This window comes from Ewingella americana (assembly GCF_006438725.1).
In the GTDB taxonomy this organism is placed as follows: Bacteria; Pseudomonadota; Gammaproteobacteria; order Enterobacterales; family Enterobacteriaceae; genus Ewingella; species Ewingella americana_A.
Genome location: NZ_RCZD01000019.1, coordinates 52,249 through 73,715, shown reverse-complemented (window position 1 = coordinate 73,715; position 21,467 = coordinate 52,249). Strand labels below are relative to the sequence as shown.

Annotated in this window: 16 protein-coding genes and 3 pseudogenes; 2 read left to right on the top strand and 17 right to left on the bottom strand. The window is 51.3% G+C overall.

Annotation, left to right across the window (positions count from 1 at the left end; all coding sequences use genetic code 11):
• Positions 1-90: 90 nt before the first annotated feature.
• Positions 91-1,182, top strand: a complete 1,092-nt coding sequence (gene ychF, locus EAH77_RS23585) for a redox-regulated ATPase YchF (protein WP_140475670.1) — start codon at positions 91-93, stop codon at positions 1,180-1,182.
• 173 nt (positions 1,183-1,355) lie between these two features.
• A pseudogene (locus EAH77_RS23580) lies at positions 1,356-1,648 on the top strand (phage integrase central domain-containing protein); the annotation flags it as partial.
• Here the strand turns inward: EAH77_RS23580 and EAH77_RS23575 are convergent.
• From EAH77_RS23575 to EAH77_RS23495, 17 genes and pseudogenes are all read right to left on the bottom strand, one after another.
• Positions 1,630-2,130 (bottom strand): annotated as a pseudogene (locus EAH77_RS23575) (contractile injection system protein, VgrG/Pvc8 family); the annotation flags it as partial. The pseudogenes EAH77_RS23580 and EAH77_RS23575 overlap by 19 nt on opposite strands.
• Positions 2,131-2,141: 11 nt before the next feature.
• On the bottom strand, positions 2,142-3,233 hold the full coding sequence (locus tag EAH77_RS23570; RefSeq protein ID WP_140475668.1) for an Imm72 family immunity protein: 1,092 nt from the start codon (positions 3,231-3,233) through the stop codon (positions 2,142-2,144).
• A gap of 3 nt (positions 3,234-3,236) precedes the next feature.
• On the bottom strand, positions 3,237-4,784 hold the full coding sequence (locus tag EAH77_RS23565) for a DUF4112 domain-containing protein (RefSeq protein WP_140475666.1): 1,548 nt from the start codon (positions 4,782-4,784) through the stop codon (positions 3,237-3,239).
• Positions 4,781-5,377: pseudogene (locus EAH77_RS23560) on the bottom strand (DUF2345 domain-containing protein); the annotation flags it as partial. The pseudogene EAH77_RS23560 and the gene EAH77_RS23565, both read right to left, overlap by 4 nt.
• Positions 5,378-5,393: 16 nt before the next feature.
• Positions 5,394-5,948, bottom strand: a complete 555-nt coding sequence (locus EAH77_RS23555; RefSeq protein ID WP_140475664.1) for a hypothetical protein — start codon at positions 5,946-5,948, stop codon at positions 5,394-5,396.
• Positions 5,938-6,822 carry a glycine zipper family protein gene (locus tag EAH77_RS23550; RefSeq protein WP_140475662.1) on the bottom strand — a complete coding sequence of 295 codons (885 nt, stop codon included), beginning with the start codon at positions 6,820-6,822 and terminating at the stop codon, positions 5,938-5,940. Before EAH77_RS23550 ends, EAH77_RS23555 begins: the two co-directional genes overlap by 11 nt.
• Positions 6,823-9,294 (bottom strand): type VI secretion system Vgr family protein, encoded by a 2,472-nt coding sequence (locus EAH77_RS23545; RefSeq protein ID WP_140475660.1) that lies wholly within the window; start codon positions 9,292-9,294, stop codon positions 6,823-6,825. It lies immediately after the preceding gene.
• Between the two features lie 4 nt (positions 9,295-9,298).
• The gene (gene tssJ, locus EAH77_RS23540; protein WP_140475658.1) at positions 9,299-9,823 is read right to left on the bottom strand and encodes a type VI secretion system lipoprotein TssJ; all 525 of its coding nucleotides are present in this window, start codon (positions 9,821-9,823) and stop codon (positions 9,299-9,301) included.
• Positions 9,824-9,848: 25 nt separating this feature from the next.
• Positions 9,849-10,931 carry a type VI secretion system baseplate subunit TssG gene (tssG, locus tag EAH77_RS23535; RefSeq protein WP_140475656.1) on the bottom strand — a complete coding sequence of 361 codons (1,083 nt, stop codon included), beginning with the start codon at positions 10,929-10,931 and terminating at the stop codon, positions 9,849-9,851.
• Positions 10,895-12,664 (bottom strand): type VI secretion system baseplate subunit TssF, encoded by a 1,770-nt coding sequence (tssF, locus tag EAH77_RS23530; protein WP_140475654.1) that lies wholly within the window; start codon positions 12,662-12,664, stop codon positions 10,895-10,897. The genes tssG and tssF overlap by 37 nt, the downstream gene beginning before the upstream one ends.
• A 33-nt stretch (positions 12,665-12,697) precedes the next feature.
• A complete protein-coding gene (gene tssA / locus EAH77_RS23525) occupies positions 12,698-14,305 on the bottom strand; it encodes a type VI secretion system protein TssA (protein WP_140475652.1) in 1,608 nt (535 codons plus the stop codon).
• On the bottom strand, positions 14,302-17,661 hold the full coding sequence (locus EAH77_RS23520) for an ImcF-related family protein (protein WP_140475650.1): 3,360 nt from the start codon (positions 17,659-17,661) through the stop codon (positions 14,302-14,304). The genes tssA and EAH77_RS23520 overlap by 4 nt, the downstream gene beginning before the upstream one ends.
• Entirely contained in the window at positions 17,658-18,863 is a 1,206-nt protein-coding gene (locus EAH77_RS23515; protein WP_140475648.1) for a hypothetical protein, read from the bottom strand. The genes EAH77_RS23520 and EAH77_RS23515 overlap by 4 nt, the downstream gene beginning before the upstream one ends.
• Before the next feature lie 2 nt (positions 18,864-18,865).
• Positions 18,866-19,129: a PAAR domain-containing protein gene (locus EAH77_RS23510; RefSeq protein WP_140475646.1), complete on the bottom strand. Its 264-nt coding sequence runs from the start codon at positions 19,127-19,129 to the stop codon at positions 18,866-18,868.
• Positions 19,130-19,321: 192 nt separating this feature from the next.
• Positions 19,322-19,735, bottom strand: a complete 414-nt coding sequence (locus EAH77_RS23505) for a hypothetical protein (RefSeq protein WP_140475644.1) — start codon at positions 19,733-19,735, stop codon at positions 19,322-19,324.
• A gap of 242 nt (positions 19,736-19,977) precedes the next feature.
• Positions 19,978-20,334, bottom strand: a complete 357-nt coding sequence (locus EAH77_RS23500; RefSeq protein WP_140475642.1) for a hypothetical protein — start codon at positions 20,332-20,334, stop codon at positions 19,978-19,980.
• Positions 20,324-21,463 (bottom strand): pesticin C-terminus-like muramidase, encoded by a 1,140-nt coding sequence (locus EAH77_RS23495; RefSeq protein WP_140475640.1) that lies wholly within the window; start codon positions 21,461-21,463, stop codon positions 20,324-20,326. Before EAH77_RS23495 ends, EAH77_RS23500 begins: the two co-directional genes overlap by 11 nt.
• Positions 21,464-21,467: the final 4 nt, after the last annotated feature.

Here is a 21,467-nt window from a genome sequence, read left to right as displayed (position 1 = left end):
ATTGCGTGTATAATGCGGCCTATTGTGGTCATTACATCGTGCAATTAACATTAATTGCTTGATTATTAAGATATTTAAGGTGAGAACATCATGGGATTCAAATGCGGTATCGTTGGCCTGCCGAACGTCGGTAAATCTACTCTGTTCAATGCGCTGACCAAAGCGGGTATCGAAGCAGCTAACTTCCCGTTCTGTACCATCGAACCTAACACCGGCGTAGTGCCGATGCCAGATTCGCGTCTGGACCAACTGGCTGAGATCGTAAAACCTCAGCGCATTCTGCCAACCACTATGGAATTCGTGGATATCGCCGGTTTGGTAAAAGGCGCATCCAAAGGTGAAGGCTTGGGTAACCAGTTCCTGACCAACATCCGTGAAACCGAAGCTATCGGCCACGTGGTACGTTGTTTCGAAAACGACAACATTATCCACGTGAACAACAAAGTTGACCCGGCTGACGACATTGATGTCATCAATACCGAACTGGCCCTGTCAGACCTCGACACCTGTGAACGCGCGATCTACCGTGTACAAAAACGTGCCAAAGGCGGCGATAAAGACGCTAAAATTGAACTGGCGGCGCTGGAAAAATGTCTGCCACAGCTTTCCGAAGCCGGTATGTTGCGTGCGCTGGACCTGACCGACGAAGATAAAGCGGCCATCCGCTATCTGAGTTTCCTGACCCTGAAGCCAACCATGTACATCGCCAACGTTAACGAAGACGGTTACGAAAATAACCCTTACCTCGACATCGTGCGTAAAATTGCCGAAGCTGAAGGTTCCGTGGTAGTTGCCGTATGTGCAGCGGTTGAATCTGACATCGCTGAACTTGACGACGCCGATCGCGCAGAATTTATGGTAGAAATGGGTCTGACAGAACCGGGGCTGAACCGTGTGATCCGCGCGGGTTATGACTTGCTGAACCTGCAAACCTACTTCACCGCAGGTGTGAAAGAGGTCCGCGCATGGACCATCCCTGTTGGCGCTACCGCCCCACAGGCAGCCGGTAAAATTCACACCGACTTCGAGAAAGGCTTCATTCGTGCACAAACCATCGCGTTTGACGACTTCATCACCTACAAAGGTGAACAAGGCGCGAAAGAAGCTGGCAAAATGCGTTCAGAAGGTAAAGATTACATCGTCAAAGACGGCGACGTGATGAATTTCCTGTTTAACGTCTAAATGGTTTCTATTGTCTCATGAGGTTTCACTGAATCTCATAACAGCTGAAAAAATCCATTAAATCCACGCAGTTGCGTGGATTTTTTCATTTCATAGTGTCTCAGATGATATCGTAGAAGCGCAGCTAAAATTGAGCACAGTCAACTTCCATCTTCATTTCAGGTGAGTACACTATGCCGGAACGAGTAGTCTTCCCCTCCATTGGAAAACTCCCCATCAGAGAGATTATCCCGCATCACATTCTAAAAATACTCAGGGCACAGCTAAACGTAGTGCACCGACCGTTGCTGCTGAAGCCCGACGTACTATCTCATCGGTTTTTGAGCTGGCAGTAGCTACTCTCAGAGCAGATAGCGATCCTGTCTGGCCTGTCCGTAACGCTTTACCTGCAAACAAGACATAGCATAAACAAGCAATTAATCCGCAGCAAATTAGAAAGCTATTAAGTAGCTTTGATAACAGCCGCTGGATGAACTGCAAATCCGTCTCCCGCCACTGGGTTATCAGCTCGCGTGGCGGGTAAGTTCGCTCCAGCCGAAATTCAAAATCCGCCCCTTCCAGCCCGTGCTGACGCAGCACCTGCTCCACCACCTCCGTCACCGACTGGTTCTGGAACACGGCACATTTTCGGGTATACGACAGCAGCGTCAGGCGGGAACTCAGCGTAAGGCGGTAGTGCGACTGGTCGGCGGACGTTGACAGCCATTCCAGCCGGGTGATGATGCCGTGGACGTTTTTGCCGCTGCGCATCCGCAAGGACGCGTACTTCATCAGCACCTGTTCAGGGGGAATATTACTCTGCGGGGAGGTGAACTCGATGTCCCATGTGAACGGCTCGCTTAGTGCCTCACGGCCCTCAAAACGCAGCACGTCTGGCTGCACGGTGCTGTCATTGATATCCAGCGTATAGCGGGCCTGCCCGACAAAAAGCGCTAACCCGTTATCTATTAAACGGATATTTATTTATCTTCCGATTTTAAATAAACACTTCCACCGTCTTCCCGGTTTAAAAGACTCCACATCGCTGGCAGGCGAATTTCAGGCGCATGCATATTACTCTGATATTTCGTAGCCTCCGGCATCAATGCCCCCTCCTGAATATCAATAAACTGCTGATGCCCTCCGGCGATGGTTGCCCAATGCCCTGAGTGCGGACAACGCTCCCCGCTCTGGCAGGTAATACGCTTACCCGGCGCATCATCCAGAAAATATTCAGATTCATCCGGGATAATACCGTCGCAGTAGCGGGTGTCTTCCCAGATAAGACGCCACTCAACAGATTTTTTTTCCATCTCTCCGTTTTCAAAAACATTAATTAAAGGTGCTTTTGTACCTTTAATTAAATAGTTAAAACACCCATTATTGACAAATTCACCGATACCAACAGGAATAACCTTCCATTTAAAGTCAAAGCTTAACCTCCCAGGCTCCCATATACCATCACAAGGAACAACATATCCAGTAGAAATTATTTTTTTTCGTTCATTGGGGACTGGAGCAAGATTTGGCGGAAAAACAGGACGTGGCAAGGAATAAAATTCGGACTCATAGATTATATCGCTGTATAAAAAATTCACATTAGTGATGTTAGCAACTAGATTACACGACTCAGTAATATACTCAACTCCGGCATACTCTTCAGCCAGTCGAAGTTTATTAATTTTCTCTACCTTAGGAGGGTAGGACCATTGTTGTATCCCTCGCTCATGACACTGACCAAAAAAACGTGATTTAACAATATCTACTGGTTTATATAACTGATACAAATCACCAGTAGTTCGCCAAACATGCCTGTGGCCTTTTCCTAACTCTTCAACTCCTTGCTCGTATAATCTCAACGCTTCATAAATGTGGACTAAATTATTTGGGTCCAAAGCGTCAGGATCATCCTCAGACCACGTTTTTACCGCCTGCTCATAGATATCAGAAAATACCGCCCAGGCATCTCGCTTACGCTTCCAGAGGCTATAACTACTGAGCCGCTTAAGCATCCAGAATACCTGCCTGCGAGTGTTATCATCATTCATTGAATACGTGTTTAATAATTTCATAAATTATTCCTGTTCAGACAGTGATGTCTGATGTTCTGCACGTGCTCCACCAACAACCGCACGTTGTCCTATTTTGCTTTGTAATTCACTATCAGACAACTGACGGGTTTCAACAAAAGGTGGCTTAATCTTATCCGGGTTATCAAATCCATATTTTCCGTTCACGTCATTCCAGCCTGTAGGATAAAAAGCCAGTTCGACACCATTGATTTGAGTACTTAACGCCCTACCACCTTTCTTAACTTCCTGCCCGATATCCGTTATCTGCTTAGCTAAATCTCCCAAATTAATAATGACCTGTTCACCGCCACCGATCAGATATTGACCTGGTAATTCTTTACCAAATTGCTCTGCAATTTTCCCATGCCAAGCTGCTACCTCAGGCATAGTAATCGCCATGTTCTCAGGCAATTTCATCACTACGATAAAACCATTACCGTTCCATTCATCCAGTACAGCTGCTGGTATACGCCAATTTTCTGCTGAGGCAGGTACTTTCTCATACCCCCAGAAAGCTGTCGCACGACCACCCGAAAAACTTTCTCTGGCATCTTTTGTCGCATTACCAAACACACGATAGAGAGTACTACCAGCCAGATCGTTGGCGCTCATTGGCATAACCTTACCGCTAAATGAAGCCACAGCAGGAAAGATGCTTTTTTTCCCAAATGTAGGACTTTGACCTTCATATGCCAATAAATCTGGATAGCCCGGTTTTGAATACAGAGCTTGTAATTTTTCGAAATCTTCCACTACTGCCGCATTACTTGGAAAACGTGTTCCCTGCTTTGCAGCCCTGTATATTTCTCGCTCCAGCAAATACGCCTCTGCCTCACGCTTAATCTCAGCACTGTGGCCCGCTCCAGTTTTAACAGTAAGCAACTCGCCTTTATAAACTAACCCCTGAAGCACCCGCAGTTTCGCATCCAGCTCTTTCAGCGCCTGCGGGATCATTTTCGACGCCAGCGGTTGCAGGGCCGTAAAGCCATCCCGCACACGAAGTAAATCTGCCTGCCATTTCTCCGGCAGCATCCGCCCTATTCTGGCTTTCAAAATTTGATTAATCGCGGTGATCATCGTGTTGCAAAAATCACTCATCTTCTCTAGAAGCTGCACCTGATACTGAACCACGTTCAGTTTATTCAGCCACTTCACCGCATCGCCTTCACCCACACGATTCAGAAACTTAATCACATTGCTGAGCGTTTCCACATTCTCTGCCGCTTCTTTCGTCACCCGCAGGGCCAAACGCCCGACGCCTTTAATCACGCCGCCTATTACTGGGATCAACGCAAACAGCAGAATAACCAGAAACACCCATTCGCTGACGCTTTCACGCTTTTTCGGTTCTTTTGCAAGCCCGATGGAAACCGCAATCAGGTCACGGACTGCGGTAACATCTCCCACCAGTGGGATCATGCCAATGACGGCATCAACGATGATCTGACTGATGGCCTGTTTTTCATTAAATGACCCTTGCAACGTTCCCCAAATCCATTGTCCTGTTTCCAGACTGGTTTCTTTAAACCAGGCATAACCAGGTACACTCATTCCACACCTCCGCTGTGTTTCGCTATCAGCGAGTCAATATCAGTCTCACTGACCGACGAACCGATAAACTGCTGATTATCTGACTTATCTTTCCGTAAATAGCAGCGAGCATCAGGACCAAACTCCACCTGTAAGCCCCCTTCCGGAACATCCTCAAGATGCAGATAACCCGCACCGTCGAGATTGCCCGTTCGTACGGAGCCATCCGCAAGGGTTGCGGTAAAAGGTGCACCCACTACCGGTGCATCATCGTGATACAGATATTGCATCAAGGCAGTGGTATTGTTTTTTATCGGGTCGGCAAGCCATGGTATTTCCGGCTGTTGCGCACCCGCTCCCGCCGCCATCGTCCTTTTCACCCGGCGCATATACGTCCCGGTCGTGCCGTATTCCACTCTCCCGGCCTCCAGCCTCAGGTAGGTGCCACCGCCACCAATCAGCGTGATGCGTTTTTTGCCTGCGAAAAGAATGTCGTCTTCTGACGTTATGCTGAGCTTCTGCTCCGCAAACAGCCGCAGGTTGCCGTTTTGCGCCTGTACGTCTATCGGTCCTTCACCGGCTTTCAGGCTCAGTTGACCGGTGCGGGCGAATAGCTATTCTTATTATAAATCAACTGTGAAGTATCAAAAACTCTCTCAGCTCACTAGATATTTTATTACGCTCTAAATATTTTTCTTTTTCTTCTTCAGACAGAGATGTCCAAAAAGGTAACCAGTAAACATTCCACCATAGCTCCATCTCACCCTGCAAACTGCCTAGTGCCTCAAAATCGCCATCAGGAAAAACAACATGAGGAGCTGGCGGTTCAAGATTTTCATTGCACAGATCTTTAATTAAATCATTATTATTAGTGATTATATCAATTACGATCTGGTGAAAATCTTCAAATTTAAAAAAATGAAGCACCATTCCATTAAAGAACAAACATTCTTTTTTTTGGGTTATTTCCTTTCGAAAAAAAAACTTAACAATGTCTTCTATTTTTTTTACGTCGGTGGATTTAACCATGAACCTTGTTGAATATGCATATATATTATTACCTTCCAGAGACAAAAAAAATGGATACGATTTTTTTTGTTCAGATAAAAATTTAAATAATGAACGAGGATAAATTCTCTGGAGAGAATTCTCTTTTTTAAAGAAATTTAAAAAATTAATTTTCATCTATATAATCCGCAACCCAGTCTGCTCCATAATACCCAGCCGCGCCAAATATTATTCCGCCTACAAGCCCAGTAATAACTGCAACAGGCCCTGTTTCTACTCCCACTGCCGCACCAGCAACCGTGCCTATTTTAGCTCCCGCAACAAAACCTCCCCAACCACCCGCTTGCCGTATAACTTCTGCGCTGATGGGGTTTATACTGCCAGTTTTTATCGATTTTTCAGTCGCCTGCTCAAGGTCATACGCTGTTAACACTATCCCTACGACCTGAACCACACGCCCTACCTTCACTATACCTTTTGTCAGGCTAAGAGATTCTGGTGTGAAGATAGCTTTTGCAGGTATTTTTTCACCTTTAATAAGGATTTCCTTATCCACATCTCTCACATATGCCGCAATCTTATCAATACGTTTTGCCAAATGAAGATTCTTGGTTTTGTATTCGTCAAGTGTTTCTAAAATTTCATCAGTCGTGACTAACTCAGCTCCTGATTTCAATGCCTTTTCGACGTCAATATATATTGACTTACCATCAAATCGAGGGGACCCATCAGGGAAAATTGAGCTTGTAGAGATATAAGGTGATTTGTTGTTACCCATGACATGCTCAGCAATACTGACTGATGAATCAAAATTTTTAGGAAGTAACCCATACCTTTCTGGATCTGTCTCTGAAAGCAATCTAAGTGGAGATAAATCCATTTTCGAGAGATAAGGATTAGATGTCGATGCATATATTTTCCTTACCAAAAAACCATCTTTTCCAGGTTCATCAACAATGATGAAGAAAAACGCACGAGCGGGCATTAATAAACCCGTTATATCGTGCGTTGAGTGTGGCGTTTCATTGGTTAAAGTTGATTGTTCAGTCATCTACCACTTCTCCAGTGCATGAAAACCCAGCCAAACAGTAAGTTTGGATGATTCCTTTGTAAAAACGCGTTTGCATAAACCCTGAGTGTTAGTGACACCTTTAAATGTTTCACCACTTTCGTTACGGATAAAGTATGGAATATTGACCATAGGCTTACCACTACCATCCAGGACGCGGAATTGTTCATCGAAGAATCCTTGCCTGATTAAATCCTCAACTAGTGGCATAGGTTTCGACAGTGTTGGTAATGCGTTTGCCCCCGCCGCCATCGTCCGCTTAACCCGGCGCATATACGTCCCGGTCGTGCCGTACTCGACCCTCCCCGGCTCCAGCCTTAGGTAAGTGCCGCCGCCAATCAGCGTGATGCGTTTTTTGCCCGCAAACAGGATGTCCTCTTCTGACGTTATGCTGAGCTTCTGCTCCGCAAACAGCCGCAGGTTGCCGTTCTGCGCCTGCATGTCTATCGGCCCTTCACCGGCTTTCAGGCTCAGTGGGCCGGTGCGGGCAAACAGGCCCAGTTTGTCTCCGGCAAGCGCGGTCATGTTGCCCATCACGCCAGCGCTGATGTCGCCTCCGGCATTTATCGCCACGTTTTTACTGGCGGCCAGCTGCAGGTCTTCACCGCTGGTCAACGCCATGCCCTGTGGGGCAGAGAACAGCAGGGTTTCGTTGAGCGGCTTCAGCCGTTGCTCGAACATCCGTATCTGGCTGTCGATATCCGCCTTCAGCGCCTGCGCCTGTTCGGCCGCCATTTCAAGCTGTTTGAGATGCTGTTGAAGCTGGTCGATTTCCTTCAGGGCGGCACTCATATCCAGCACCTCGCCCTGCGCTTTAGACTGGGCGTCCGCGCTGACAAACAGCCCTTTTCCGGCCCGTATCGTGCCCCGTTCGTCGGTGCGCAGTTCCATACCGGCACCGCGCGGCTTGCCTTGTGCATCGACCAGATGACCGGTATTGAGCTGGGTTTTGCCGTATTCCGTGGCAAGTTTAATGTGTTCTTCGCCGCGCTGGTCCTCCATCCGCAGCTTGTTGTTTGCCGGGGTGCGGAGAATATTGCGGGTGTGGTTATCGCGGGTAACGGGGTCCGGGTGCTCTGAGTCATGCATCGCGTGTGAGATATACGGCAGGTCAATGTCGCCGTTGCCGTAGGCAATCGCCACCTCGGTGCCGTCGATGAGCGGCGTGTGCCAGCCGCAAGTGTCGCCGGAGTAGGGTTTCGCCATGCGCAACCACAGATAGCCGTAGCCCTGCCCGGAGTCTTCCCGGTCAAAATTCAGTTTTACGCGGTAACGACCCTGTTCATCCAGATGCGCATACGTGTCGTTCTTTTCACGGCTTTCAATGCGGGCAGGCAGCGTGCCGTGGATTTCCGGGCGGGCGATTTCAGGCGGACGGAAGCAGTACCGCTCGGTATAGGGCATGCCCGAGATGGACATCGTCAGGCCGGAATCGCGGGCGGCGCTGAAGGTGGTGAGCGTAATAATGACACCCTCTTTTAGCGCGCTGATCACCTCGCCCTGCGGCTCCAGCACCTGGCCCGGCGTGAGGCCGGACGCGTTACCCGACAGCTCAACGCGGGCGGACTGATTCAGTTCACGCTCGTGATGAAGGCGGGCATAGAAGGCCCCGCTTTCGGTGGCGGGTGTGGCGTCGCTGTCGTCTCCGGCTTCAAGATATGGCGCGGCATAACGGTAATGTTCGCCGGTGCTTACCGCGTCGTGACGCACGCTGACCGTCGCATCCAGCGGCGTGCTGGCCGTGCGGTAGTTGTAGTCGCGCGTGACCACGCTGCCGGTCACCACGCTGTGCCAGGTGCGCACGTCCCACACCGATTCTTCGGCACCGTCGTACAGGTCGGACGGCTCACTGTAGGGGAGATGCACACCAAACTGGTAGTTGAGCTGGCTGTCGGCAAAGATGTACACGTCCAGCTCACGCGTGCTGTCCATCTCCGTGCGCCAGTAAATCCCCACCTCCGACAGCAGGCGCTGGATGAACTGCAAATCCGTCTCCCGCCACTGGGTTATCAGCTCGCGCGGCGGGTAACTACGCTCCAGGCGAAATTCAAAATCCGCGCCTTCCAGCCCGTGCTGACGCAGCACCTGCTCCACCACCTCCGTCACCGACTGGTTCTGGAACACGGCACATTTTCGGGTATACGACAGCAGCGTCAGGCGGGAACTCAGCGTAAGGCGGTAGTGCGACTGGTCGGCGGACGTTGACAGCCATTCCAGCCGGGTGATGATGCCGTGGACGTTTTTGCCGCTGCGCATCCGCAAGGACGCGTACTTCATCAGCACCTGTTCAGGCGCAATGTTGGCCTGCGGCGTGGTGAACTCGATGTCCCATGTGAACGGCTCGCTTAGTGCCTCACGGCCCTCAAAACGCAGCACATCAGGCTGCACAGTGCTGTCATTGATATCCAGCGTATAGCGGGCCTGCCCGTCAAAAAGCGCTAACCAGTTATCCATCACTTTACTCCTTTACCGGCACAAGGCTGAGCCAGCCGTCGCCCAGTTCGATGGTGCGCGGTTTATCCGGATCGAGGTCTTCTCGGGTCAGCACCAGCCGCCAGCGGTTATCTTTCAAATCTGGACGGTTAAATAACCCGACCACCGCCACAAACTTCGCGTTCTCATCCATCGGCATATTCAGCGTCATGCTGCCGTCAGGCATCACCAGCAGCTCTTTTGATGCCACAACGTCATCTTTTAGTACGGCGTCGGCATTGCGCAACAGCACCTGGTAATCGGCGGCGTCCACGCTTTTGCGGTCTTTCAGCTGGTATACCCGCACCATGGTGGCCAGCGGCGTTTGCGCGCCGTCCACGTTAATGGCCGAACGCGGTGAAAAATCCAGATGCAGCGTTTTGATTTTTTTATAGAAGATGGATTTTGTCATGCTTACCGTGCCGTCCGTGACGGTCTGGGTCAGGCCGCAGCCTGCAAGCAGGCAGCAGGCAATGAGCGTCAGCGCATGCCACCGGGTTACTCTTGTCATCAGATGAGTTCCTTTCAGAAAATGATTATTCGAAGCGGTAATGGCCGTCTTCAGCCGGGGGAAATGGCGAGCATTGCAGCCCCTCATAGCAGCCGAGGCTGACGGTCAGGGTTTCACGGTTATTGTTGAGTTTGCCGTCTTTCAGCCCGAGCAAGCCGGTACGTCCTAGCTGGATACGCCTGGCCTTGCCCAGACGGGGCTCGGGCAGCAGTCGAACCGGCACGGTAAGACACAGGCGCGCATCGCTGCGGTAGCCCAGATAAACGCGCATCAGCACCAGCAGGTCGGTATGAAGGTGGCCGCCGGGCAGCCACCCTTCGGCTTCCTCCGGGTTTTCAGTCTTTAAGGTCACCAGCACCCGGCTACAGGCCTCTTTCGCGGTTTTGCCGAGCGTCGCCCGCTGTGACAGCCTTACGCGGTTCCCTGCGCTCAGGCCACTGCGGTTTTCTATATGCACTTTGACCGGGTCCGGCTCGGTGACAGTTTCCCGCGTATCGGGTGCCAGCAGGCTGACCAGAGCGCGGATCCCTTCTGCGTTACGGGTCGGCAATCGCATGGTGCCCAGCAGCGCCAGAAAACGCGAAACCGGGGTAGCCACGTGCTCAGAAGTGCCCGGAATACCTAGCCCCACCAACCCGAGCAGGCACTGTGAGGTGGCGTCGCGGCCACCGGCCTCAAAGGTGGCGGGATAAGCATATTTGCGCCAGATACGGTAATACTGCGTAGTGATACGGTGGCTGAAGATATCCAGAAATGAGGTAACGGCCTCATGCCCTTCACGGCGCTGGGCAATATCATCGAGATAAGCACTGGGTAACGGTGAATCCACGCCGTACATACCCAGAAAAGTGGTGCGCACGGTCGGCGGCAGCTCAGGATGGTCTTCGTCGGTCTCAACCGCTTTCAGGGTGCTGACCGGAAAGCCCATTCCCGGCCACGGCCTGAACCGTACCGGGTCGGTGCCCGGATGGCTGGTCGCTCCCAGCTTGGGTGAATCCGGACTCTCCTGCTCCAGCAACTGGCAGAAACGGTAAAAGTTAGCCCGCCAGATGTCTTTGTTGAGCGCTAACGTCAGCCCGGTACGTGCTGGCTGTGGAATTCGTTCCATCTCAGTCGTTTCCCTGTCGGTTGTAGCACCAGCGTAAGCTGATTAAAGAGGTGAATATCCGCATACAGCCCGAAGAAACGGTGCAGCATCTCACCGAACAGATTCACATCCCCTTCGCCCGCAAAGTTATCCATATTTAACGTGACTTCAATATCCACGCCGCGCAGCATAAAGCCCTTCTCAAAGCGGCGAATAAGCGAGTGCTTCACCGCCACAATCGCCTCGAGGCGTCTGCGGTTCATCTCATCATCGGTCCAGTCGTACAGCGCCAGCGTACCGCGCAGCACCTCGGGATTGTCCATCATGCTGAGGAAGTTTGAGCCCAGGTGGCTCATCACCCGCCAGTGAAAACGGTCGTTGGCGGGCGGATATAGCGGCAGGGTCGGTGCCGAGACGTTCAGCACTCTGACCGGCACCTTGCCTGCCTTGACTACCCGGTCCAGCAGGGTACTTTCCAGCGCTTTACGCGGGAGTTGCCCGTTGGTACCGGTGATGCGCATGGAAAGCGACTCTGGTTTTTCAGCAAGCTGGTCGAACTCGAAAGAACGCCCGCCAAGAATCAGCCAGGTGTCATACAGACCGGAGGCTCCGCGCTTCACGCGGGTGTGGTAATAGCGCTCGGGGGCATCGTGACGCATCATGCCGCCCCGGTGGCGGAAGCTGGTAAAGGGGACGTACGGATATTTGCCGTGTTTCACCGCACCGTGGATGTTATCCACACTGTAGATTTCGGTGTGGCCGTCCTGCAAGCGTAATGGACGCAGCAGGTATTCATTGTCCAGCGGATTGAGGGTCAGCGGATCGGCTTCGAGGGTGAACAGGTTGATCACCGGCGCACAGTGCAGACGGAAGTTTTCGGTTTCAAACGGCAAATCGGATGACCAGGCTTCGGTCAGCACGATGTCGATTTCAAACCAGTTGCTGGCCGCGTTGAGACCAATAGTCTCAAAGCCGCGCAGTTCAACAAACATAAACTTTGGCCGGAAACTGAAGTATTCCAGCAACAGCTGATAACCGCTGAAGGCGGAATCGGCTTTCTGCCACAGCCCGTCATTGTCGTCAAAGCCCATAGGTTTGCACCAGCCCTCAAACCGGCGGCGCTCGGTATAGGTCCCGGCGTGGCGGGCATACATGGCGTGTACACGGCGGGTCATCGCCAGATGCAGCGCCGAGCTAACCGGGCTTTCGGCATTAAGAAAAATGGCGACTTTATCTATCCCAGCCTTGCTCCACTCCACTTTGTCCGCGCATTCAAAGCGCAGGCGGATAGCGGAACGCCCATCGGTTTCGGTGCACAGGCGGGCATCCGCCAGATGCAACGGCTGGAGCGGGATATCACGAGTGGTTCGGTACTGACAGGCCGTTTGATGTGGCCCTACGGGGCGGGACAGAACAGAAAACCCCTCGGCCAGACACTCAGACTGACGCAGGCTGCGCCAGTCGGGGGAAAACTCCACGATGGCCAGCGACGGAATGGTGCGCATGTAATGCGGCCACAGCAGGCTGACCAGCCCTTCGGTTAATTCAGGCAGGTCATCATCGAGCTTTTCACGCAGACGCCCCATCAGGAAGGCAAAGCCTTCAAACAGGCGCTCGACGTACGGGTCACGGGCACCCGGTTTATCCAGATTGAGCATTGCCGCCCGGTCCGGGTGGGCGCGGGCAAACTCTTTACCCGCCTCACGCAGGTAGCGCATTTCTGCGTCAAAGTAGCGAAGCGTTAAATCATCCATGCACAAAATCCCTGAACGTTATCAAATATAAAATTATCCACAGAGCACCATGGCCCGTGCTGGGTCGATGGCGATAAGGCCCGCCAGTAAGGCGTCCATCTCGGGCATCAGGCGGGCTTTGTCGGTTTCATTGCGACCGGCCTTCATACGCAGCAGCTTCAGGCGGCGGGCCTGCACTTCAAACAACAGAGCTGGCTCCCAGTCGCCCAGCGTCAGTTGTGGTGCGCTGGCGGTCAATTCACCCAGCAGGTACAGTGCCATGTCGTTGCGGCCATACTGTTCGGCCACCCGCGCCATCAGCAGGCGTATTAGCCAGCGTTGGCGCGGGGTATCAGAACCGGGGCGCGTCTGAAGCCAGGCGAGCGCGGCTTCCGGGCTTTCACTGTCCCCTCTTTCCATCGCCTCTGCCTCCAGCGCCAGCACATCGTCCGCCTGGCTATGGGCTACCGTAGCCGCTTCATCATGAAACAGCAGCGCATCCTCATTCACCTTCTCGGCTATCCAGGCTTGGGTCACCTCATCAGCAAACGGCGTGCCATCGTTCCAGGCCAGCAGATCGAGCCCGGGCAGACGCTTGAGTAAAAATCGCATATCGTGAATGACAGAATCTGACCAAATTTCCCAGGGCTGACCGGCATGGCTAAGTCCCTGCCAGAGATACCACTGCAAGTCGAGCCAGAAGTGATTCACCCCTTCGATATACATCTGGCTGGCCTGCTCGACCAGCTCGGCCCAGCTTTTCTGGATATACAGTCGTTTCAGCTGTGCCCGGTACTCGGGTTTTGGTGGCACCAGACGAGTCCGGCCGCTGCTGTCGAGCGGAGGGATTTGGTCGACCGTATCCCAACGCACCGTTTTCATGAGTCGGTGAGATGCCAGCCAGCCCTGCGGCTGTTCACTCAGCCAGTTGGAAAGGAGCTTCGTCTGGTCGAGTAAATCCCGCCCGGACTTCACCGCTGACAGTTCGAAGGAGCTCCCGAAGATGGCTCCACGTTCAGCCCCCTGAGCACTGCTGTTTTGGGGGATCAGCGAGTCCATGCCGCCGGAGCGGGCCAGGCGGTTTTCAAGCGCGGTACAAAGTCCGGAAAATGACGGCTTTTCGTCATCCGGCCATTCAGCAACGGCGCTTGCCAGAAGGTTAACGGCACCGACCGTCAGGCCCGTATCGTCTCGGTCCACTTCCGGCCACATCGAGAGCGTATCAAGCATTTTGGTGCTGTTCAGCCACTCCAGTGCGGCCTTGCGGGCATTGGGACGCTGCGGATGACAGCGCTGACCATAGCGGGAAAGCATCGCAACCAGCAGCAATAAACCTTCCGCCAGACCCTTCTCGCCATCCCGATTCAGACGGGCCTGTGTGTACCAGGTCACGACCCGAATATCTTTGGCGCTCTCGCACAGACATTTTTCAGCCAGCTCGCACAGCCGTTGTGGATCGGTGCCGGAGAGTTTGTTGATTTCCTCGCGCATCATCTGGAAGTCATCGTCATACGCCGGATCGCCCCCGGTCTCCTGCTCAGAACCGAGGGGACGTAACCAGTTATCCCAGAGTGACAGGGCTTCGGATGCCCGGGAGAGAAGACAATGCTGCGCTTCCTTATCTGTCGCACAGGCTGATAACAACGCTTCGGGTGAACTCATTCCATTTCCTCCCTGGCTGCATCGACGTTGAAAATAGACTCTGGCAGCGTAAATCCCTGAAGTTTCAGCAACGCAAGCGGACCCTCACCCAGCTCACTGCGCATGACAAATTTCAGCGGATTGCCATCGGAGGCTTTCCACACCAACTGCGTTCGACTGCCGTCCAATGGCGTGATCTGCGCTTTGCCCAGTAAACGAATGAATCCCCAGTTACCCTGGTCGTTAGCATAGAGCTGCATACCCGTAGTGACGTTGCGCCAACTGAGGCTAACGCCCGGATAATAGGTATTCCCCGGCCAGACAAAGCTTTGCCAGCTTTCCATCTGGTTGAAGTAATCCAGATTCTGCTCATCAAGAGTGAGTTGCATACGTGCGACATCACGGGATGGCCGCGCCATCAGTTCAAAGCGAACACTGGCATCATCCTGTGCAAAGACGATATCCGACAATTCTGCCAGCTGATTAATCGCCTGGAGAAACTCAGGATTTACTACCATCCCCTGGCTTGCCGCAGGATCCACCACCCAGCGATTCCCCTCCTGATGAAGGATGCCGCCGAGGTTGGTTTTCAGGAACGTGGTGATCCGGCCTGAGTCACTGCGCAGAAACTGTGCCAGCAGTGGCAGAGAGGCATCGCTGCCGTTGGCCTTGAACGGATAGCGACCGGCAAAGGCTTTGTTCCATTGCTCCACTATCGTGGTCTGCCAGCGGGCATTAAGGCTTCCCGCCGCCGGAGCCAGCACCTGTCGCCACGCCAGATCCAGAGGTTGCACAAATAACGACTGCCCGAAGCCACTCCACTCTTGTCCAAGGCTGGCGGCCACCAGACTGCCGTAATCACGCGTATCGGTCAGATCGATGGCTTTACCCTGAAACACGGTCTGAGCCAGCATCTCCGACATCGCCTGCGGGTCTGGCGCACTGGTGACCTGCTGAAGTTTAAGGCGCACCTGCGTGACGCGGGCAAGCCACGACTGGAAGCTCAGGTTGCCGTTACTGCCGGTGCCCTCTTTGCCTTCCATCAGTCCCGTCAACGGACCAAATACCCCATCAAGCGGGCCTTTAGGTCCCTGAGCTTGCTCAATGAACTGTTTGGCGTTTTTCTTCCGGCCGATCAGTTTCTTCGCTGAATCCACAATCGAATCCGCCAGCGCTTCGCCTTTTTGTCCGGTTTTGCCCTGCCAGGCCAGCGTGTTCATCAGTGCTACCAGCGGTGACTGGCGAACATCGCCGATCAGATTAAGCTGGGCAATCGCCTCAGACAGTGAGCTGGCGTCCTGCCACTGAATGCTGTTGACCATGTTCAGCCAGGCGTTACCAAAGTCGGTGAAATAGCGTTCGGTCAGGCGGGCTTTCAGGGCCTCGGGGGCGATATCACTTCCCGGCTGATGCGTTTTGTCCGTCAGCACCCAGTCGATTTCATCGCGGCGGGTTTTCACCACCTCATCAATGGCGTCCTGTACCTGTTCTTCCCAGGCCTGACGGGTGAACATTCCCGGCACCACTTCTTCAGTACTGAAGACCGTTGAAGCGTCGGTGTCGCCGGTCATATCAGCCAGCGTCAGATCAGGCCAGTTGCTGGCAACGCGCTTAAGCATGTCCTGATACAGGCCGGATTCGGCGTTACGCTGCCCAATCTGCTTAAGCAGGATTTGACGCACATTGCTGATAAGTTCGGCGTCGGGCTTAATTTTCCACTCCGGGTGCGCCGGGAGGTTCTGCGCATAGAACCCCAATAATTTAGGGGCCAGCGCCTGCCATGTGCCATCAGGAATGCCCTGACGTTTCGGCCAGATCTTCAGCACATCGTTCGCCAACCATGCGGCATCCGCTTTATCCGGTCGGGCCAACATCAGATAGTCTTTCAGCACATCGTAGGTGCGTTGTGTGCCCTGCGCACGGGCGTCACTGGCCGGTGCCAGTTGGACAAAGGCATTCAGCTGTTGTTTCAGGTGATCAGCGGTGGCATCGCGCATTAACAGTGTGTTGTTGCGGGCATACAATGGCCAGAGTGCGGCAAGCGTGTCACGGTCCTGATTGAGGCCAAAGCGGGTGTACCACGGGGCGCCGGTCGCTTCACGGTGTTGCAGTCGCGCAATAGCCTGCTGAAGCCCCAGTTGATTATGCAGCCGCTCAGCCAGTGGCAGTGTCGTATCAGCCGCCAGGCGGGCAGTCTCCTGCGCCTGATAAATCTGTGTCCGGTTGACGGCAAGGGAGAGCAGCGTACCCGCCCCCCAAAGCATGATCAGGGCAAGCAGCAATAAACGCAGCCCCTTCAGCCAGTCGAAGGTGAGTTTTTTAGGCCGTACCTCATCACAGTCGTCGATGACCGCTTTCCATGTTGGGTTATCGAGACGGGTATTGGGCAACGAGCCAGCAGCAGACAGGTCCGGGCTGAACATCGCCCCCCGCAGGCGGTAGGCGGCAGAACCCTGTATCAGCCCGTTAAACAGCAGGTTGAGGCTCGCTTTCAATTCTCCCTGCAAACGGGATGAGAGGTGCAGCAGCCAGTCATGCTGCGGGTTGCGCAGTACCTGAGACATGCCGACCTGACGTAAACGGGGCACCAGTGTATCCAGCGTTGCGTCGGCTCCCTCTGGTGTCGCACCAAGGCCAAACATAGCGCCGATCGCAATATCCTCGCGGCCTTCCCGATCGCCGGACTCTTTGTCGGTCAACCACAACCATACCGGAGCCTGCCAGCCCAACAAATTATCGGCTTTCTGGCGACAGCGTAAAAAGGCGTCGCGCTCGATATCCGTCGGTAATGCTGAGGTATTGATGACGTGAACGATGCCGTCTAGTGGGCAACGTGGCCTTATCTGTTTTAACGCGGTGAGGAAGGTTTCATCCGGCTGCGACTGAGCATTTCCACCGTGGATGAGGACGCAGCCCTCGCTCTCCTGCCACAAATCACGGCCAAGGCCCGGCACGGCCTTTTCAATATCGTCATCTTTACCCTGTACCAACAGAAGACGGATTTTACGCTTCCAATGACGGCCATAGCGCAGGTTGAGGTGTTCGGTAACGGAAGCCGCACTAAACACATCTGCGATCACTGCTGAATGGAGAGTGAGGGGATTCTCATTGGCATTTATGGACTGCTTATTTTTCTGAAATGACAGTCGGACACCGGATTTACCCACCCGGTCAAATATTTTTTCAACCAACCATCCCAATAGGATCAGCGCGGTGGCAATGAACAAACACACAGTAAGTAGACGACTATGATCCAGTGGTCCGATCCCGGTCCAGTCAGCCATTTTTTCAGGCAGAGCAAGGAATAAAAAGCTGATGATCGCCGTAAGAAAAAGTAAGACAGCGACAATTGCTCCGATGAGAGTTTTAATTTTCACGATAAGTCCTGATTAATCCCTGTGTTATTGGCTGGTGTGATATTGACTACCCAGATTTCCTCCGGGTTTGTTTCAGCCACAACGACCTGCGCGCTACCTTGTTGAGCCATGGTTACCGCAAGGTTGACCGCAAGCCATGGCGCAGCGTTGCCGGTATAGCCAGTAGTCTGGTCCACATCCCGGTTATCCTCAGCCATGCCGAATATAAGGCCATTCTCTTCACAAGCTTCACTCCACGCTCCCCCCTGCGCCGGAGCCTTGCCGGTCGTCCAGGCCTCCTTCACATCTCCGCCGGATATCTGACTCCATAGCAGTGCGCGGCTAAGTACTTGAGAGATCGTACCGATGCTTCCTTTTTGAGGACGATGTAATTTAACGGCATTTGGAAAGCTTGAATGGTCGCGGTTTAGCAGAAGAGTCCATGTCATGGCTTCACCTTCATCGTCCTGCGGTTTCGCGCGAATCACGGCGCTAATAGCGAGAAGAACGGCGGGTTGTTTCCAAATCTCATCCAGCCAGAAATCGAAGGCGGTGAAACCTTTTGCGTTCAATAAACGAAAGGTTTTGCCTGTCTGAGCCGTGATCATGTCGTGTATTTTTTCATTGGCATCAGGAACACCGGCAACATCACAGTCCACCATCAGCCAGCACAACACGTCAGTAGGAATTTTATCCAGCACTGACCTGACTTGGCGGGCGATAGTTTTTAACGCGGTGTCGAGATCCTGAAATTGCTGTTTATCAGCAAAACCCGGTAGTCGGGAGTGACGAACAGGTAAACCACCCAGCCGGGGGCTTTGCATACGGAGCTGAGGTTCTGACGATTTCACGGCAAGAAGTAATTTCTCCGTACCGTTACCGAGTTGTGAGATCACCCCCGCCTGTAAAACTCTCGCTGCCCTTTGCCCCCGGGTTATCTCCTGCTCAAGCAACCGTTCTCTTTCCCTGTTCCACGATGCAGCCCAGACCTGGTCACACTTGTAACCAAAACGGCGCATGCTGAACAACAAGCCCCATAAGCAAAAGGGCAAGCCTGATGCCATAAACCAGAAGACAAGTCCTGATCGCTCCTGGGTCCATAACCCAAAGACCAGAACGCTTCCCAGAATCATCATCGCCCCGAGAAGATACAGCCAATGACGAGTCACCGGCCGAGGGATACGCGGAGCGAGGTCAGGAATAGCGTCCAGATAAACAGGCATAATTACCCAACCTTTGCGGCTGAAAATGAGCTAATCAGCGTGCAGCCACAACCACATTTGTGACCATGGAATGCCACGGGGATACCGTTATCCAGATAATCTGGATTGCCTTCTACAATGGTTGTTGGTCCATGTCCTTCAACAGGACAAGAAACTTTATCGCCTTTGCGGGCGACACCAATACCCCCGAACTTCATTTTGTCCGAACCGGTTAATACGGCACCACCATGCGTGGTCTTATCGCCCTTACGAATAACTTGCAGCATCTGTGCGTCTTTGAACTTATTATTGAAAATAACAAGAGATGTACATATTTTTATGTTTGCTAAGACTTTAGAACGAAGTAAATAAAGTTAGGGTTAGCCTATGAACTGATGCGGCTAACATATCATGTCTTGAAATAAAATAAGTCTCGCCTCAGTGTGTTATTACCTTTCTGCTAAAGCATAGCTTGTATGTTACCTCCAAATACAATCAGAATGATCATCATTGTACGCATCTAAATTTTCATTCAGACTTACTTGCTTTCCATTTTTATTTTTATAAATGAAACTATAATATCGAGCACCTTGTGACATCACGATATATTGACCATTAAATTTCCCATCAATAACCTCAAGCCAGGTAGTGGTTTTCTCTGCAGGCCTCCCGTCCCCAACCTCCTCTTCATCTTTTTTTGAAAAAATCAATGGTATGGGTTGTTGCGCGTTTTTATATATCACGTAACTTAATGGGATATTGTCATCAGAAATGCTTACGAACTTCACATTTATTTTCTTGGTGTCGGATGAAAAACACCCAACATATTTATCTAAAGAAGCTAACGCATTGAAGGAAATGCAAAATCCTAATAAAAAAATAATTTTATTCATCAAACACTCTCCAGGTTATTTATCACATCGTTATTATGGGGCAGTACATTGCTATTCCATACCCCTCTTCGCCCATATCATTTTATCGGTAAGCGCTTCCCATCGCTGACCATTTTATTTCCGCAATAACTAATTAGAATTTTATATGGATGAGTGCATGAAAATCCTGATGCCCTGTCATGAGGGTTTTATCTTTGGATAATCACTAAGGTTAGAGTAGTATTTGCCGAAAAAAATCAGACTCATGGCAACATATTATTAAAGTAATCAATTTCCATTTGATAGCCTTTTAAAAGACAACTATTCGTTGTCGATATTTCAGAATCAGTTCCTTTAGATTCGAATGTTTCTAGTTGACATTTTTTTTGCGTTGTTACATCCCACGCGACTCGCAATGCTAAAATCTGTTCTTTTTTTTCTGGATTATTAGATACTTGAACACTTACTGCTTTATCTAATTTCTTGACAATATCTGTAACTATACTTTCAGATTTCATATCAATTTCAGATAACTGTTTACTCTCATTATCATTAAAAGCGGCCATGCCACTTACAGAATAACAAAGAGTCGCCAGGATAAATATTTTTTTAATTTTCATAAAATTGAACCCTTCTTGTGAATCTATCTTGTGGAACATTAGGCCAATTAGATGGATTTGATAAAACCTGTCCAAATGACTGTAAATTTCCAGCGTATGCATGCCGTTGCAACAATGAGCGAATATTTGGTGTGTAATCACCTCTATAGCGCAGATCTACTAATATTTCTTTTATTTTATCTGGAATGTCGTTCCAAGCTTGCTCAACAGATGTTTGAGGGTTTGGATGATAAGCCTGTATTGTGGAATTTTTTTGAGAAATTCTTTTAACATCCTCCTCTAATTTTTCATATGTAACTACAAATAATTTATATTGTTGTTTTCTTGTAATTTGAATGCTTCGTATATTTTCATTCGCAGCATTAAATCTTTCACGAGCATTCGCCCCAGACATCCCCTGAGAAGCAACGAGCCACGCTTTCAATTCGGAACTTATTCCTACATTACTTAAATCAGTATTTGAGGTATTTTGTTGCCCTAGGTCATACCCGCGTCCAATTGTTATACCAGAGACACCTCCTGGCCAGTGAATTTTTCGGCTAAACCATGGACTTGTATTTTGGTCATTACCTTCAGCGTCGAACGTTAATTGTCCTTTAGGAACGGTTAACCATTTAAGATCCATTTCATCATCACTGCTCAGTGCATCCAAAAACACCACCGGATGCATATGCCACGGTTCTGGCCCCATGCCCGGTAGCTTCTTCATCCACGCCATTTTGTCGATAAAGGTTTCGGTATAGACTTTCCACAGTGGCGCATCATTGGTCAGCGTATCGAGATAGGTTTTCCACAGAGGGTCGTCCTTGCCGTAATACCACTCGCTGCCATGTTTGACGATGATGCGGTAAAGAGCATCACGATAAGATTCATTGTGGATCGCCTGAAGATACTCCTCTTCTGAATAGTGTCCATCCTGGTTACGGTCAATTCTGTCCAGCAGACGTTTATAGTTATATTCATTTAACGCATGGCTGGTGCGGGTTTCATCCTGCGCCGCTTTATACATCTGCTCCAGAATGCCCTTCACCACGTTATCAGGGTGCTTTATGCCGTCTATCAGGTCAAAACTCTCTGGCGCTTTGTCCAGCGTCACAAAGCCCAGTTCGCCCAATGTATACTCAACCACAAAT

What these genes read in the sequence shown, in the direction of transcription:
- tssA (WP_140475652.1), bottom strand. Translation starts at nt 14,305, where the DNA reads ATGAGTTCACCCGAAGCGTTGTTATCAGCCTGTGCGACAGATAAGGAA.
- ychF (WP_140475670.1), top strand. Translation starts at nt 91, where the DNA reads ATGGGATTCAAATGCGGTATCGTTGGCCTGCCGAACGTCGGTAAATCT.
- EAH77_RS23500 (WP_140475642.1), bottom strand. Translation starts at nt 20,334, where the DNA reads ATGAAAATTAAAAAAATATTTATCCTGGCGACTCTTTGTTATTCTGTA.
- EAH77_RS23555 (WP_140475664.1), bottom strand. Translation starts at nt 5,948, where the DNA reads ATGAAAATTAATTTTTTAAATTTCTTTAAAAAAGAGAATTCTCTCCAG.
- tssJ (WP_140475658.1), bottom strand. Translation starts at nt 9,823, where the DNA reads ATGACAAGAGTAACCCGGTGGCATGCGCTGACGCTCATTGCCTGCTGC.
- EAH77_RS23510 (WP_140475646.1), bottom strand. Translation starts at nt 19,129, where the DNA reads ATGCTGCAAGTTATTCGTAAGGGCGATAAGACCACGCATGGTGGTGCC.
- EAH77_RS23550 (WP_140475662.1), bottom strand. Translation starts at nt 6,822, where the DNA reads ATGACTGAACAATCAACTTTAACCAATGAAACGCCACACTCAACGCAC.
- tssF (WP_140475654.1), bottom strand. Translation starts at nt 12,664, where the DNA reads ATGGATGATTTAACGCTTCGCTACTTTGACGCAGAAATGCGCTACCTG.
- EAH77_RS23505 (WP_140475644.1), bottom strand. Translation starts at nt 19,735, where the DNA reads ATGAATAAAATTATTTTTTTATTAGGATTTTGCATTTCCTTCAATGCG.
- tssG (WP_140475656.1), bottom strand. Translation starts at nt 10,931, where the DNA reads ATGGAACGAATTCCACAGCCAGCACGTACCGGGCTGACGTTAGCGCTC.
- EAH77_RS23545 (WP_140475660.1), bottom strand. Translation starts at nt 9,294, where the DNA reads ATGGATAACTGGTTAGCGCTTTTTGACGGGCAGGCCCGCTATACGCTG.
- EAH77_RS23565 (WP_140475666.1), bottom strand. Translation starts at nt 4,784, where the DNA reads ATGAGTGTACCTGGTTATGCCTGGTTTAAAGAAACCAGTCTGGAAACA.
- EAH77_RS23570 (WP_140475668.1), bottom strand. Translation starts at nt 3,233, where the DNA reads ATGAAATTATTAAACACGTATTCAATGAATGATGATAACACTCGCAGG.
- EAH77_RS23515 (WP_140475648.1), bottom strand. Translation starts at nt 18,863, where the DNA reads ATGCCTGTTTATCTGGACGCTATTCCTGACCTCGCTCCGCGTATCCCT.